This window comes from Cupriavidus sp. 01T418 (assembly GCF_056398885.1).
Genome location: NZ_JBFTQG010000008.1, coordinates 1 through 14,113, shown reverse-complemented (window position 1 = coordinate 14,113; position 14,113 = coordinate 1). Strand labels below are relative to the sequence as shown.

Here is a 14,113-nt window from a genome sequence, read left to right as displayed (position 1 = left end):
TGTTCGTGTATTTAACCACGAGCCACGTACTCCTTCCTACACTGAGGGCCTGTAACGCATCCAAAGACGCCAAAGACCATCCAAAGACCACCCAAAGACGATATGCCTATTTCCTCCGACACACTCGCGAGCCTGGAGACGCCGGCAGCGGTGATCGACCTGGCCCGCATGCAGCACAATATCCAGCGCATGCAGATGCGCATGAATGCACTCGGCGTGCGCTTCCGTCCGCATGCCAAGACCAGTAAATGCTCGCCCGTGGTGCACGCGCAAATCGCTGCCGGCGCGCGCGGCATCACCGTTTCCACGCTCAAGGAAGCCGCGCATTTCTTCGCCGATGGCATCACCGACATCCTCTACGGCGTTGGCATGGTGCAGAGCAAGCTGCCCCAGGCCCTGGCCCTGCGCCGGCAGGGCTGCCACCTGAAGATCGTCACCGATAGCGTGGCATCGGCCGAAGCCATCGTCGCGTTCGGCGCCGAGCATGGCGAAGTGTTCGAGGTCTGGATCGAAATCGACACCGATGGCCACCGCTCCGGCATCCGTCCCGACGAGGCGGCGCTGCTCGCGGTCGCCCGCGTGCTGCACCAGGGCGGCGCCCGCCTGGGCGGCGTGATGACGCACGCCGGCTCCAGCTACGACCTGGACACGCCCGAAGCCCTGGCCGCGATGGCGGAGCAGGAGCGGGCCGGCTGCGTCAAGGCGGCATCCCGGCTGCGCGAAGCAGGTCTACCCTGCCCGGTTGTCAGCGTGGGCTCCACCCCCACCGCACTCTCGGCATCCAGCCTCGAAGGCGTCACCGAAGTGCGCGCGGGCGTCTACGTGTTCTTCGATCTCGTCATGCGCAACGTCGGCGTGTGTACCACGGACGACGTGGCCCTGAGCGTGCTGACCACCGTGATCGGGCACCAGGCGGACAATGGCTGGGCCATCGTCGACGCGGGATGGATGGCCATGAGCCGCGACCGCGGCACGCAAAAGCAGAAGTGCGATTTCGGTTACGGCCAGGTCTGCGGCATCGACGGCGCCGTGCTGCCGGGGTACGTGCTCAGCGGCGCCAACCAGGAACATGGCATTCTCTCGCGTGAAGGCTCCCCGGAGCCTGACATCGTGGCGCGCTTCCCCATTGGCACGCTGCTGCGCATCCTGCCCAATCACGCCTGTGCAACGGGGGCGCAGTTTCCTGAATATCACGCGCTCGCGCAAGACGGCGAGCTCACTACCTGGAGCCGGTTCCATGGATGGTAATTCGAACCCCGCGGTGCGGACGATCTCTCCGGCCGGGCTATCCGCGCCCGGCGGACACTACAGCCACGCGACGGTCGCCAATGGCTTTGTCTTCGTATCCGGCCAGCTGCCGATCACGCCCGACGGGCAAAAGCTCGTTGACGCCCCCTTCGAGGAGCAAGCGCGGCAGGTGCTGGCGAACGTGGAGGCGGCGCTGATCGCCGCGGGGAGCGGCATCGACGGACTGGCCCAGGTGCGTGTGTATGTGGACGCCATGGAGAACTGGCCGGCATTCAACGCGATCTACACCGCATGGGCGGGCAATGCGCGCCCGGCGCGGGCGATCGTGCCGACCGGCCCGCTGCATTTTGGCCTGAAGGTCGAAGTGGAGGCCACGGCGATTGTCCTGCAAGCTGTCCTGCCAGCGCCGTAGCGCCCCCGGCCGCAAGTGGTAACTCGTAGCCATGCGCAGCCGATCAATGACTACAATGCAAGGCATCCTTTCGAAGGCAGCCTGGCCCGCCCACGACACCATGTGACGCGGCGGGCCGGGGCTTGGGAGAACCGCATGACCAACGATACGAAACGCTTCAGGCCATTGGACCCGGGCCGGGTCAATACGATGGACGCGCTTGAAGTCCAGTACTGGTGCACGGAGCTTAACTGTACGCAGGCCGAACTCCAGGAAGCCGTGTCGAACGCGGGCGATCACATTTCCGCGGTCCGGGCCCACCTGGAGACGCTGTACCCGGACAAGCGGCATGGGTAGCTGACTCGCTGCCGCATGGGGCGGGACTGTCAGGGCAGGCCCGATCGTCAGCCGTGTCAGCCGAGTTGCGGCTGCGTGGCGGCAAAGCTCGGCCGCGCGCGCATGACCGCCTGCGCGCGCCGCAGGTTTGGATACGTCTCCAGCAATGCAGCACCCTCGGGAAACATGCCGACGGACGTCAGGATCGGCACGAGGAACAGGTCCGGCATCGACATCGCCGTACCGACCAGGTAATCGCGATCGCCGTAAGCGGCGTCCAGCGCCTGCAATTGCGCGGCCATCTCCGGCAGCGCCGCATCGATCACCGCGCGATCGGGCTGGCCGTTTTCGCCCTTGGGGAAAACGTACTGCAGCACGTAGCGGCGGACCATCGTGTCATAGGCATGGCAGTTGATCAGGCTGATCCATTGCTCGGCGCGCGCACGGGCGGTGGGGCCCCATTGGGCCAGCAGGCTCGGTCCTTCGAAGGCTTCCTCGAGATAGCCCAGGATCGCGCGGGTCTCGTAGAACGCGATCGGTCCATCGGTCAGTACGGGGACGCGCCCGAACGGATTGTGCGCGAGCACCTTCGGCGAATGCGGCGGCACCGGCTGCAGCGTGTAGGCCACGCCTTTTTCCTCCAGCGCCATGCGCACCGTGCGGCAGTAGCTGCTGCGCGGATCGCCGATCACCGTGACGGTGCTGGCGCTGCCAGCCGGATCGAGGTAATCGCTGAGGCGGTTGAACACCGACTGCCATCCACCCATATGCGAATCGCGCTCCCGCACATCGGGGAAGCCGCTGTGACGCATATGCAGATGGGTACCGCCATCCTTCTCCGTCAGCGTGACTTCGATCAGCGTCCTGATTTCCTGCGGCATGGCACCGGATTCCCACGACCAGGTATAGGCGAGGAAGTCGGCCCGGTCGATCGCCTGGTACTCGCCACCCACGATGTGCCTCGAACCATCGCGCCCGCCCATCACGACGCGGTACTTGCCACCGACGCGCGCGTCGGCGCTGACTTCCAGCACGCTCATGCCGCGCGGGCAATGCCACTCGGCCAGCGCGGCCTGGCTGGTGAAGGCATCGAAAACCTTCTCGCGCGGGGCGCGGATAAAACGGTCCATTTCCAGGTGGAAGGTAGCAGCTTGGGTCATGATTTTTTCCCTCGGGCTTGGCCTGCATCGGGGGCGCCTTCGGTGGCGCCCGCCGCATGGGTGCGTTCGACGAACTCAACAAGGCGATCCAGGTTGCCTTCCCAATGGCGCCGGTAGGTACCCAGCCAGTCATGCGCGTCGCGCAGCGCATCGGCCCGCAGGTGGCAGATGCGCCAGCGCGCGTTGACTTCGCGCTCGATCAGGCCCGCTTCCGCGAGCACGCGCAGATGCTTCGAAATCGCGGGGGCGGATATCTCGAACGGACGCGCCAGCTCGCTCACCGGCGCCTCCCCTTCGGCCAGGCGCGCCAGGATCGCACGGCGCGTCGGGTCGGCCAGGGCGGCAAAGATCGTGGTCAGCGGGTCGATAAAGGTTGGCATGGATTCATTTAACCACCAGGTTAAATGAAAGTCAAGACAGAGGATCATGAGTGCCGCCCGCGACCGGAGGTGGTGGAATAATTTCCCCGCCAGAAGCGTTTACCTCAGGAGCAAGGGGGCGCGACGGGTGCATATGCGTGCGCATGCACTATGCTGAATGAGTTAGTCGACGCTGGAGAATGGTCATGCGATATCGCTTAGCCGGATGGGCGGCCGTGGCCGCTACCACGTTCGCGCTGTGTGCCTGCGCGAGCCTGGAACCCGTACAGACCGCGCAGAAAATGATCGGCAGTCCGCAAAATAGTGTGCGCGATACGTTCGGCGCCCCCACTGAGACCTACCAGCTCACCGGAGGCACCATCCGCTGGATCTACTCGAAGCAGCCGCTCGGATACGAGGTCTATGCCGCGGATTTCGACGCGAGCGGGAACCTGGCCAGCTTCCGCCAGATGCTGACCGAGAAGGAGATCTATGAAGCGCGGCCGGGCGTCTGGACCAAGCACGACGTGGCCGAGCGGTTCGGCCTGCCGCGCGAGCCGGTCCAGTATTACCCGCTCATGAAGCGCGAGGCGTGGTCGTACCGGCTTTATGCGGGCGGCTACTTGCCGGCCCACTTCAGCGCCTATTTTGACGACAGCGGCAAGCTGGACCGCACGATGATCATCCTCGACATGATCGGCGGCGACAGCCGCGAAGCCAGCAAATGAAGCCATTGGATTCGGGCGCAACCGCGCCCGAATCGCGGTTCAGCCGCTAGCCCGCTAGCCGCTGAATACCGCAACGCACTCCACCTCCACCCTGGCGCCAAGGGCCAGCCCGATGGCGCCGAGCGCGCTGCGCGCCGGGTACGGGGCCTGGAAGAAATCCTTGTAGACCTCGTTGAAGATCTGCCAATCGCCGATATCGGCCAGCATGATGGTGCACTTGGCCACATCCTTGAGCGACAGGCCGTTCGCTTCGAGCGTGCCCCGGATATTCATCAGCGTCTGCCTGGCTTCTTCGCGGATTCCGCCCGGCACAAGTCGGGTGGTGCCGGGCACGATCCCCATCTGCCCGGAGAGGTACAACAGTTCGCCAACCCGCACGCCCTCTGAGAAAGGCAGCCCTGCGGGAAGGATCTTGCCGGAGTTCAGGAATTCCATGGTGCGCCCCGTGTCGGTGATTGCTTCGGATGCCGCGCGCATGACCGCAGGGTGAAGCAGCGGCGGATGGCGGCGATGCGGTTTTCCAGTCTAGGACAAGCGCATTCAGGACCCCAACCGCCGGTTACCAAATAATGCTGCGCAAGGAATACGTCCGGCTGAGCAGCCCGCAGCGATCAGCCTTGCGCGCCCACGCTGCCTCGAATCAGATTTTCAGCCGCCGCCAGCGGTGTCGCACTGCCCGCGGGCAACGAATGCGTGTGCTCCAGTTCGCTGGCCTGATGAAAGCTCACCCAGGTGCGTCCCTGATCGTCATCGCGCACCAGCACGCGCAGCGGCAAGTCCAGCGCAACGCCTGGCACCGCCAGCATCAGCGGCGTACCGGCCTTGGGATTGCCGAAGATCAGCACTTGCGTGGGCGGCATCGCCAGCCCCGCATTGCGCGCGCTCTCGGCATGGTCGATGCGGGCAAAGACCGTGATGCCCTTCTCCTTGAACGCCGCGAGAAGGCGCTCCAGGGTGAGCGGAAAATCGTAGCGGCTGGCGATGGTTTCCATGGCGGTGACAGTATCCGATCAACGGCACCGGTTACTGTACACCGCAGTCCTTACGCAGTACGCGCCAGCACGCTGGCAATGGCTCCCGCCACCTGCGCGACATTGCGCTCGTTCAGGCCGGCCACGCACATCCGCCCCGAGCGCAGCAGGTACACGCCGTGCTCCGCGCGCAGGCGGTCCACCTGATCGGCCGTCAGGCCGGTATAGGTGAACATGCCTCTCTGGGTCAGGTAACGCGACAGCGCCTCGCCACTCACATGGCCTTGCAGTCTGTCGTGGATCGACCCGCGCATCCTGGCAATGCGTTCGCACTTCTGCGCCAGTTCGAGCTCCCACGTCACGCGCAGTGCCGGTGTGGTCAAGACCTTGGCCACCACCCGTGCGCCGTGCGTCGGCGGGTTGCTGTAGTTGGCGCGCACCGCGCCCGTCAACTGGCCCAGCACCCGGCCAGTCTCTGCCGCGTTGTCGCAAACCACGCTCAGCCCGCCGCAACGTTCGCCATACAGCGAGAAGTTCTTCGAGAACGAGTTTGCCACCAGGCACGGCACGCCTTGCGCCACCAGCTCGCGCACCGCAAAGGCATCGTCGTCCAGGCCGGCGCCAAAACCCTGGTAGGCCATGTCGACGAAAGGCAGCAACTCGTTCGCCTTCAGCAGCGTGATGAGCTTGCGCCACTGGTCCTGGCTCAGGTCCACGCCGGTCGGGTTGTGGCAGCAGGCATGCAGCAGCACGATGCTGCGCTTCGGGATGACCCGCAGCGCTTCCATCATGGCGTCGAACTTCAGGCCGCCGGTGGCGTCGTCGTAGTACGGATAGGAATTGACGGTAAAGCCCGTGCGCTCGAAGATCACGCGATGGTTTTCCCAGCTCGGATCGCTGATCCAGACTTGCGCCTTGGGGAAATAGTGCTTCAGGAAGTCGGCGCCCACGCGCAGCGCGCCCGAACCTCCCAGGGTCTGCACGGTCGCGATGCGTCCCTCCGCGCGCGCGCTGGATGCCTCGCCGAAGACCAGCGCCTGCACGGCGTCCCGGTAGCTCGCGAAGCCGGCCATGGGCAGGTAGGGACGCGGGCCCATGTCGGCCATCAGCTCGGCTTCGGCCTGCGCCACCGCCTGCATCACCGGCAGCCGGCCTTCGCCATCGAAGTAGATGCCGATGCTCAGGTTGACCTTGTCGGTCCTGGGATCTTGTTGAAAGCTTTCGTTGAGCGAAAGGATCGGGTCGCCGGGATAGGCATCGATATGTTCGAACATTGGATACTCTGGCTGGAATGGGTTGTGGCCGGCGGCCGGTGGGCCGCCAGGGTCATCATTATGCCGATACGCTCTGCTGCAGGGCCAACGCCGCGTTCTTTTGCCGCAAGCGATAGCTCAGGCCCAGGACGGCCAGCCATGCCGGAATCAGGTAGACCGAAATGCGCAGCCCCGGCGTGAGGTACATCACGTACAGGATACCCGCCAGGAAAGCCAGGCACAGGTAATTCGTGAACGGATAGCCCAGGCTCTTGAAGCGCGTTTCCTGGCCGGCAATGCGCTTGTCGCGGCGGAACTTGAGGTGAATGATGCTGATCATCGCCCAGTTGATGATCAGTGCCGAGACCACCAGGCCCATCAGCAGTTCAAAGGCTTGGCCCGGCATGAAGTAGTTGATCACCACGCAGGCCGCCGTGGCCAGTGCGGAAACGCCCAGCGCGGCCAGCGGAATCCCGCGCTTGTTGACCTTCAGCAGCGCTTGCGGCGCATTGCCCTGCCTGGCCAGGCCGTACAGCATGCGGCTGTTGCAATACACGCCGCTGTTATAGACCGACAGCGCGGCCGTCAGCACCACGGCGTTGAGCACCGTTGCCACGAAGTCGCTGTTCATCGCATGGAAGATCAGCACGAACGGGCTGCCGCCGGTCACGACCTTTTCCCACGGGTAGAGCGAGAGCAGTACGCCCAGTGCGCCCACGTAGAAAATCAGGATGCGGTAGATCACCTGGTTGGTGGCCTTGGGGATGGTCTTTTCCGGATTATCGGCCTCCGCCGCGGTAATACCCACCAGTTCCAGGCCGCCGAACGAGAACATGATCACCGCCATGGCCATGACCAGGCCGGAGATGCCGTTCGGGAAGAAGCCGCCGTGCTGCCACAGGTTGGACACGCTCGCCTGCGGCCCGGCGTTGCCGGATGCCAGCAGGTAGCCGCCGAATACGATCATGCCGACGATGGCCAGGACCTTGACGATGGAGAACCAGAATTCCATCTCGCCAAACGACTTGACGCTCGACAGGTTGATGGCGTTGATCAGCAGGAAGAACGCCAGTGCGGAGACCCAGGTGGGGATGTGTGGCCACCAGTACTGGACATAGATGCCCACCGCCGACAGCTCCGCCATGCTGACCAGGATATACAGCACCCAGTAGTTCCAGCCCGACATGAAGCCGGCAAAGTGCCCGCAATATTTGTTGGCGAAGTGGCTGAAGGAGCCGGCGACGGGTTCGTCGACCACCATCTCCCCGAGCTGCCGCATGATGAAGAAGGCGATGATGCCGGCTACCGCGTAGCCGAGCAGGACCGAAGGGCCTGCCATCTTGATGGTCTGGGCAATGCCCAGGAACAGGCCGGTGCCAATGGCACCGCCCAGCGCGATCAGCTGGATATGCCGGTTTTTCAAGCCGCGCTTGAGTGTCTCTTCCGTGCCCTTGGTGCTCTTGATGCCGCTCTTGCTGCTCTTGGAATTGGGAACCATGGTTTTGTCTCTACCCACTCTTTTGGAATATGGGCCTGCGCCTCTCGCGTTTTGCGGGCGCTTTGGCCATGGCACCGCCAGCGCGCAGCCGTACTGCCGCGCCGGACGGTGTTGTTGCAGTCAGTGTCTTGTTGACCTTGTGGGTCTCAGACCTTGAGGGTGCCGCGTTGGATCTGGTCGCGCTCCAGCGATTCGAAGAGCGCCTTGAAGTTGCCTTCGCCGAAGCCTTCGTCGCCCTTGCGCTGGATGAATTCGAAGAACACCGGGCCGAGCGCGGTCTTCGAGAAGATCTGCAGCAGCAGGCGCGGCTTGCCGCCTTCGGTGGTGCCGTCGACCAGGATGCCGCGCGTCTGCAGCTGGTCCACCGGCAAGCCGTGGCCCGGCAGGCGCTTTTCCAGACCTTGGTAGTAGTAATCGTTGGGTGCTGTCATCAGGGGCACGCCGGCCATCTGCAGGCGGTCGATGACTTCGATCAGGTTGTCGGTCAGGAAGGCGATGTGCTGGATGCCCTCGCCGTTGAATGCCATCAGGAATTCCTCGATCTGGCCGGCGCCCTTGGACGAYTCYTCGTTCAGCGGGATGCGGATCWTGCCRTCCGGSGCRGTCATGGCCTTCGAGGTCAGGCCGGTGTATTCCCCCTGGATGTCGAAATAGCGGATTTCGCGGAAGTTGAACAGCTTTTCGTAGAAATTAGCCCAGTAAGCCATGCGGCCACGGTAGACATTGTGCGTCAGGTGATCGATCAGGCGCAGGCCGTGGCCCACCGGGTGGCGGTCCACGCCTTCGATGAATTCGAAGTCGATGTCATAGATGGACTTGCCTTCTTCGAAGCGGTCGATCAGGTATAGCGGCGCGCCGCCGATGCCCTTGATTGCCGGCAGGCGCAGCTCCATCGGGCCGGTGGCGATTTCCACCGGCTGGGCGCCGAGTTCCAGGGCGCGCGCATAAGCCTTGTGCGAGTCCTTCACGCGGAAGGCCATGCCGCAGGCGCTCGGTCCGTGCTCGGCCGCAAAGTAGGCCGCCGGGCTGTTCGGCTCGCGGTTGACGATGAAATTGACCTCGCCCTGGCGGAACAGCACGACATCCTTGGAGCGGTGGCGCGCCACCAGGCTGAAGCCCATCTGTTCGAACAGCGGTTCCAGGAGGTTGGGCGTGGGCGAGGCGAATTCCACGAATTCGAAGCCCATCAACTGCATCGGATTTTCAAACAGATCGGCCATGGTGTACTCAACAAGAAGTTGGGGGACGAGAGAAATAATAGGGTGGCTGCTGTACGCCAACGCCTTGGTGCGCAGCGCCAGACACGTACGACGGGGGCTCTCGGCTCCCCATGCGTACCGTCAATGTGGAACTGAGTTTATATTCCGGCCCGGTAAATAGGATTTCGTAATCCACGCAGGCAAACCCTTGATCATGATATAAAATTTCCTTATTTACATGATCAGAGAAACAAAAGTGCACCATTCTGAGCTTGATCGCATAGACCGCCGCTTGCTGGCGGCGCTGCAGGAAAACGGACGTGCGTCCAACCTCGAACTGGCCGAGGCGATTCGCCTGTCGCCGGCCCAGACGCTGCGCCGGCATCGCCGCCTGGAAGAGACGGGCATCATCAAGCGCTACGAGGCCCGGCTGGACTCCACCAGCCTGGGGTTCGGCGTCACCGCCTTTATCCATGTCACGATGGAGCGTGGCCATATCCGGGATCTATCGAATTTCAAGGGGCTGGTCGCCGAACTGGCCCAGATCCAGGAATGCTTCTCCGTCACGGGAGATATCGACTACGTGCTGAAGGTAGTGGCGCGTGATCTCAAATCGCTTTCGGATTTCCTGCTCGACACGCTGATGCGCATCCCGGGTGTGAGCGGGGTAAAGTCCAGCGTCTGCCTGGATGAGATCAAGTGCACCAGTGCGATGCCCCTGGAACCGTGAGCCGTGAGCCGGACGGCCTATGCTTTGATGGGATCCCTGACTCACCCGCCCCGTGCCCCCTGCCCTGGAAACCGGCTGCCCCGTCATCCTGTTTGGTGCCTTCGATCGCCATAACTTCGGCGATCTGCTGTTACCCCATGTGCTTACGTGCCTGTTGAAAGGCCCGGCGCCCCACTATGCCGGGCTGGCGCAGCGCAACCTGCTGCCGCATGGCGGCCACCGGGTCGGTTCGCTGGCGCAGTTCGCCGCGCAGCCGGGCCTGCGCGGGGCGGACATCATCCACGTGGGCGGCGAGATTCTCTGCTGCGAGGCGTGGGAGGCGGCGGTGATGCTGCAGCCGCCGGAAGGGGCCGGGGCAGTGATCGCGCGGTTCCACGACCGCCCGGGGGAGCGCCAGGCCTGGGCGCACAGCGTGCTGGGCGTGGAAGATCTGGCGCCATACGCGCTGCCACGGGGACGGTTCCCCCAGGCACGGCGCGTGATCTACAACGCCGTGGGCGGCGTCGACCTGGACCAGCGCGACCCGGCCATGCAGGCCGAGGTGCTGGGCAAGCTGAAGGCCGCGGACCATGTCAGCGCAAGAGACGACCTGACCAGGCGCTTTTTGCTGGCCAACGGCATAGCAGCCAGCGTGCTGCCGGACCCGGCGGTCATGGTGGCGGCGCTGTTCACCCCCCGCATCCGCGATCGTGCCCGCCGCGGCGAACCGGCGCAGGTGATCAAGGCTTTCCCGCAGGGCTACCTTGCCGTGCAGTTCAGCGCGGACTTTGGCGACGATGAAACGCTGCGCGGCCTCGCCGGCCAGCTCGACCGCGCCGCACGAGCAACGGGATACGGCATTGCGCTGTTCCGCGCAGGTGCCGCCCCCTGGCATGACGACCTCTCCTGTTACCAGCGCCTGGCGCGGTACATGGGCACGCCAGCGCCGCACATCGTCCAGACCCTCGATATCTGGGACATCTGCGCGGTGATCGCCCATAGCCGCGGCTTTGCCGGCAGCAGCCTCCACGGGCGCATCGTGGCGATGGCATTTGCCCTGCCTCGCCTGAACTTCCTGCGCCCGGGGCAGGCGCCGGACACCGGCAAGCAGGCCGCCTTCGCCGCCACCTGGGAGCCGCCGGATGCCCCACGCACGGTGGCGGTGCGGGAGCTTGCCGCTGGCATCGGCCGGGCGTTGGCGCTCGAGCCCGCGCGGCTGGAACAGACCGCGAGGGAACTGGTTGCGGCATACCGGCAGGGCACCGTGGTTGGGTGAAACGCGGTGGATTGTTCCCGGCACCGCATAAAACTCACCGGGATGCTGTATAACCGGCGGGGCCGGCTTCCAGGGCCGCCATTCGGGTTCCGCCACTGTCGCGGCTCGGGTTGGCCGCGCAAGTTCCCGGCATTGGCCGGTTCGCGCGCGCGTTAGGGCAAAATATGGACCTGAATGGCCCCGACAGGGCCCAAAACAGATGACGCCGACACCCGGCTCGCGCCTCGGCATCCGAATTGCCTGAGCCCGCGGGGATTGCCCAGCGTCGCGCGAGGACAGCTCGTCCTTTGACAGAGCACACCAGGAGCATTGATGAGCGACTCGAACCTATCTTTCCTCGGCAGGATCTCTCTTGCCGTGGGCACTTTCTTCACCATCCTGGGCGACCGCGAGTTCGCGGCCGGCGTAAGGCGCCTGCGCAACGGCGAGGGTCTTGCCGCGGCAGCCCCGGCGCCGGTGTCGGCACCTGCACCCGCACCCGCACCTGCACGCGCACCTGCACGCGCACGCGCACCGCAACCGTCCGCGCCCGCGCTGAAGGAAGCGAGCCCGGTGGCAGCCCTCCAGCTCCTGGGATTGCTCCAGCGCGACGCGCGCTTTATCGACTTCGTCGAGGAAGACATCGCGGGCTATTCCGACACGGAAATCGGCGCCGCCTCCCGCCTGGTGCACGATGGCTGCCGCGCGGTGCTGCGCGAGCATTTCACCATCAAGCCGGTGCGCGAGGAAGCCGAAGGCAGCCGGGTGACGCTGGCCGATGGCTTCGACGCCACCGCCATCCGCCTGACCGGCAACGTGGTAGGCAGCGCGCCGTTCAGCGGCAGCATCAGCCACCGCGGCTGGAAAGTCGAGGAAGTCCGCCTGCCGCGCCTGGCCGAACGCCATGACGCCACCGTGATCGCCCCCGCCGAGGTCGAGCTATGAGCGACGCACGCTATGCCATCGGCATCGACCTGGGCACCACCCATAGCGCCCTCTCCTACGTCGACCTGACTGCCAGCGACGGGGAAAAGACCAGCCAGGGTGTCCTGCCGATCACGCAGCTTACCGCGCCTGGCGCCATTGAAGATCTCGATCTGCTGCCGTCCTTTCTCTACCTGCCGCACCAGAGCGAACTCGCCCCGGGGGACCTGGGCCTGCCCTGGATTGCCACGCGCGACTTCGCGGTTGGCGAACTGGCGCGCAGCCGCGGCGCCGCCACGCCGATCCGCCTGGTGTCGAGCGCGAAAAGCTGGCTGTGCCACCCCGGCGTGGACCGCCGGGCGGCGATCCTGCCGAACGATGCGCCGCCCGAAGTACCGCGCGTCTCGCCGCTCGATACTTCCGTCCGATATCTGACGCATCTGCGCGAAGCCTGGGACCACGCTCATCCCGAGGCGCCGTTTGACGAGCAGGAAATCACGGTGACGATTCCCGCATCGTTCGACCCGGCCGCACGCGAACTGACGGCCGAGGCCGCCGAAGCCGCAGGCTACGCACACATGACCCTGCTGGAGGAGCCCCAGGCTGCCCTCTATAGCTGGATCCAGAAGAGCGATGGCGTCTGGCGCAAGCAGGTAAAAGTCGGCGACATCATCCTCGTCGTGGATGTCGGCGGCGGCACCACCGACCTTTCGCTGATCGCCGTGATCGAGCGCGAAGGCAACCTCGAACTGCACCGCGTTGCCGTGGGCGAGCACATCCTGCTCGGCGGCGACAATATGGACCTCGCGCTGGCCCATGTGGTGGCGCGCAAGCTGGCTGCCCAGGGCACGCAGGCCGATCCGTGGCAACTGCGCGCGCTCACCTATGCCTGCCGCTCGGCCAAGGAAACGCTGTTGACCGACCCCGGCACGGATGATGTGCCGCTGGTCGTGCCCAGCCGTGGCTCCAAGCTGATCGGCGGCTCGATCCGCACGGAGCTGACGCGCACCGAACTCACGCAGACCATCCTGGAAGGGTTTTTCCCGCAAGTGGACGGCTCGGCCCGTCCGGTGAGCCGGGCACGCGCCGGGCTGACGCAGCTCGGCCTGCCCTATGCGCAGGACGCGGCCATCACGCGACACCTGGCCGCGTTCCTCGGCCGCCAGGTTGCCGCATTGACCGAACTCCAAGGCGTGCAAGCCACGCAGCCCGAGCACGCGACCTTCCTGCATCCCACCGCCGTGCTCTTCAATGGCGGCGTGTTCAAGTCGGGCTTGCTGGTGGACCGCATCCTGCAGACGCTCAATGGCTGGCTTGCCGCAGAAGGCGCAGCGCCGGCGCGCCTGCTGGAAGGCGCCGATCTGGACCTGGCAGTGGCGCGCGGTGCCGCTTACTACGGCTACGTGCGGCGCGGCAGGGGTGTGCGCATTCGTGGCGGCACCGCGCGTGCCTACTACATCGCCGTGGAATCGTCGATGCCCGCCGTGCCTGGTTTCGAGCCGCCCATCCAGGCGCTGTGCGTGGCGCCGTTCGGCATGGAAGAAGGTACCGAGGCTGCCTTGCCGCCGCAGGAATTCGGCCTCGTGGTGGGCGAGCCCGTCCACTTCCGCTTCTTCGGCTCGTCGGTGCGCCGCCACGACCAGGTCGGCACCCTGATCGACTACTGGTCGCCGGAGGAACTGCATGAGCTCGATGAAATCCGGGCCACGCTGCCGCCCGAAGGCCGCACGGCTGGCGAAGTCGTGCCGGTGAAGCTGCACGCACGGGTCACCGAGGCCGGGACACTGGAACTGGAAGCCGTGTCCAGCGGCAGCGGGGAACGCTGGAAGGTCGAGTTCAACATGCGCGGCAGTGCCAATGCCTGATGCCTGATGCCTGAATGAGGTCAACTACCCCGGCCTAAAGGCCGGAGCTTGTAGAGGCAACTGAACAAGCTCGGGTTGACCAGGCAAAGCGGTACCCAACCCGCTACGTTGCGACCAGGTGCAAGACCAACGTTGGGATGCTTCCTCAGTTCCAACCTCTTGAAGCCCCGGTTGCAGACAAGCGACAGGGTAAGCACGAAACGGATCGGGGCAGATC

15 protein-coding genes are annotated in these 14,113 nt (G+C 65.0%); 8 read left to right on the top strand and 7 right to left on the bottom strand.

Annotation, left to right across the window (positions count from 1 at the left end; translation table 11 throughout):
* Positions 1-102 precede the first annotated feature (102 nt).
* The 3 genes from AC1DQ3_RS11335 (at position 103) to AC1DQ3_RS11325 (ending at position 1,996) form a co-directional block, all read left to right on the top strand.
* Positions 103-1,248: a DSD1 family PLP-dependent enzyme gene (locus tag AC1DQ3_RS11335; protein WP_477120289.1), complete on the top strand. Its 1,146-nt coding sequence runs from the start codon at positions 103-105 to the stop codon at positions 1,246-1,248.
* Complete coding sequence (locus AC1DQ3_RS11330; RefSeq protein WP_477120288.1) at positions 1,238-1,660, top strand: RidA family protein; 423 nt, start codon at positions 1,238-1,240, stop codon at positions 1,658-1,660. Before AC1DQ3_RS11335 ends, AC1DQ3_RS11330 begins: the two co-directional genes overlap by 11 nt.
* A gap of 135 nt (positions 1,661-1,795) precedes the next feature.
* Complete coding sequence (locus AC1DQ3_RS11325) at positions 1,796-1,996, top strand: DUF3606 domain-containing protein (protein ID WP_477120287.1); 201 nt, start codon at positions 1,796-1,798, stop codon at positions 1,994-1,996.
* Between the two features lie 56 nt (positions 1,997-2,052).
* On the opposite strand, the gene AC1DQ3_RS11320 is transcribed toward AC1DQ3_RS11325, so the two are convergent.
* Positions 2,053-3,135 (bottom strand): SRPBCC domain-containing protein, encoded by a 1,083-nt coding sequence (locus AC1DQ3_RS11320; protein WP_477120286.1) that lies wholly within the window; start codon positions 3,133-3,135, stop codon positions 2,053-2,055.
* Positions 3,132-3,515 carry an ArsR/SmtB family transcription factor gene (locus AC1DQ3_RS11315; protein WP_477120285.1) on the bottom strand — a complete coding sequence of 128 codons (384 nt, stop codon included), beginning with the start codon at positions 3,513-3,515 and terminating at the stop codon, positions 3,132-3,134. The genes AC1DQ3_RS11320 and AC1DQ3_RS11315 overlap by 4 nt, the downstream gene beginning before the upstream one ends.
* 185 nt (positions 3,516-3,700) lie before the next feature.
* Here AC1DQ3_RS11315 and AC1DQ3_RS11310 point away from each other — a divergent pair, with 185 nt between their 5' ends.
* On the top strand, positions 3,701-4,222 hold the full coding sequence (locus tag AC1DQ3_RS11310) for a hypothetical protein (protein ID WP_477120284.1): 522 nt from the start codon (positions 3,701-3,703) through the stop codon (positions 4,220-4,222).
* Between the two features lie 54 nt (positions 4,223-4,276).
* On the opposite strand, the gene AC1DQ3_RS11305 is transcribed toward AC1DQ3_RS11310, so the two are convergent.
* The 5 genes from AC1DQ3_RS11305 to hppD form a co-directional block, all read right to left on the bottom strand.
* Positions 4,277-4,657, bottom strand: a complete 381-nt coding sequence (locus tag AC1DQ3_RS11305; RefSeq protein ID WP_477120283.1) for a RidA family protein — start codon at positions 4,655-4,657, stop codon at positions 4,277-4,279.
* Between the two features lie 176 nt (positions 4,658-4,833).
* Positions 4,834-5,214: a DUF302 domain-containing protein gene (locus AC1DQ3_RS11300; protein WP_477120282.1), complete on the bottom strand. Its 381-nt coding sequence runs from the start codon at positions 5,212-5,214 to the stop codon at positions 4,834-4,836.
* 50 nt (positions 5,215-5,264) lie between these two features.
* Complete coding sequence (locus AC1DQ3_RS11295; RefSeq protein ID WP_477120281.1) at positions 5,265-6,467, bottom strand: amino acid aminotransferase; 1,203 nt, start codon at positions 6,465-6,467, stop codon at positions 5,265-5,267.
* A 58-nt stretch (positions 6,468-6,525) separates the two neighbouring features.
* Positions 6,526-7,944: an amino acid permease gene (locus AC1DQ3_RS11290; RefSeq protein WP_477120280.1), complete on the bottom strand. Its 1,419-nt coding sequence runs from the start codon at positions 7,942-7,944 to the stop codon at positions 6,526-6,528.
* Between the two features lie 146 nt (positions 7,945-8,090).
* Complete coding sequence (gene hppD, locus AC1DQ3_RS11285) at positions 8,091-9,164, bottom strand: 4-hydroxyphenylpyruvate dioxygenase (protein ID WP_477120279.1); 1,074 nt, start codon at positions 9,162-9,164, stop codon at positions 8,091-8,093.
* A gap of 235 nt (positions 9,165-9,399) precedes the next feature.
* Here hppD and AC1DQ3_RS11280 point away from each other — a divergent pair, with 235 nt between their 5' ends.
* The 4 genes from AC1DQ3_RS11280 (at position 9,400) to AC1DQ3_RS11265 (ending at position 13,896) form a co-directional block, all read left to right on the top strand.
* Positions 9,400-9,873, top strand: a complete 474-nt coding sequence (locus AC1DQ3_RS11280; RefSeq protein WP_477120278.1) for an Lrp/AsnC family transcriptional regulator — start codon at positions 9,400-9,402, stop codon at positions 9,871-9,873.
* A 52-nt stretch (positions 9,874-9,925) separates the two neighbouring features.
* Complete coding sequence (locus AC1DQ3_RS11275; protein WP_477120277.1) at positions 9,926-11,128, top strand: polysaccharide pyruvyl transferase family protein; 1,203 nt, start codon at positions 9,926-9,928, stop codon at positions 11,126-11,128.
* A gap of 312 nt (positions 11,129-11,440) precedes the next feature.
* Positions 11,441-12,052 carry a DUF2760 domain-containing protein gene (locus AC1DQ3_RS11270; protein WP_477120276.1) on the top strand — a complete coding sequence of 204 codons (612 nt, stop codon included), beginning with the start codon at positions 11,441-11,443 and terminating at the stop codon, positions 12,050-12,052.
* On the top strand, positions 12,049-13,896 hold the full coding sequence (locus AC1DQ3_RS11265; RefSeq protein ID WP_477120275.1) for an Hsp70 family protein: 1,848 nt from the start codon (positions 12,049-12,051) through the stop codon (positions 13,894-13,896). Before AC1DQ3_RS11270 ends, AC1DQ3_RS11265 begins: the two co-directional genes overlap by 4 nt.
* The last annotated feature ends 217 nt before the right edge of the window (positions 13,897-14,113 follow it).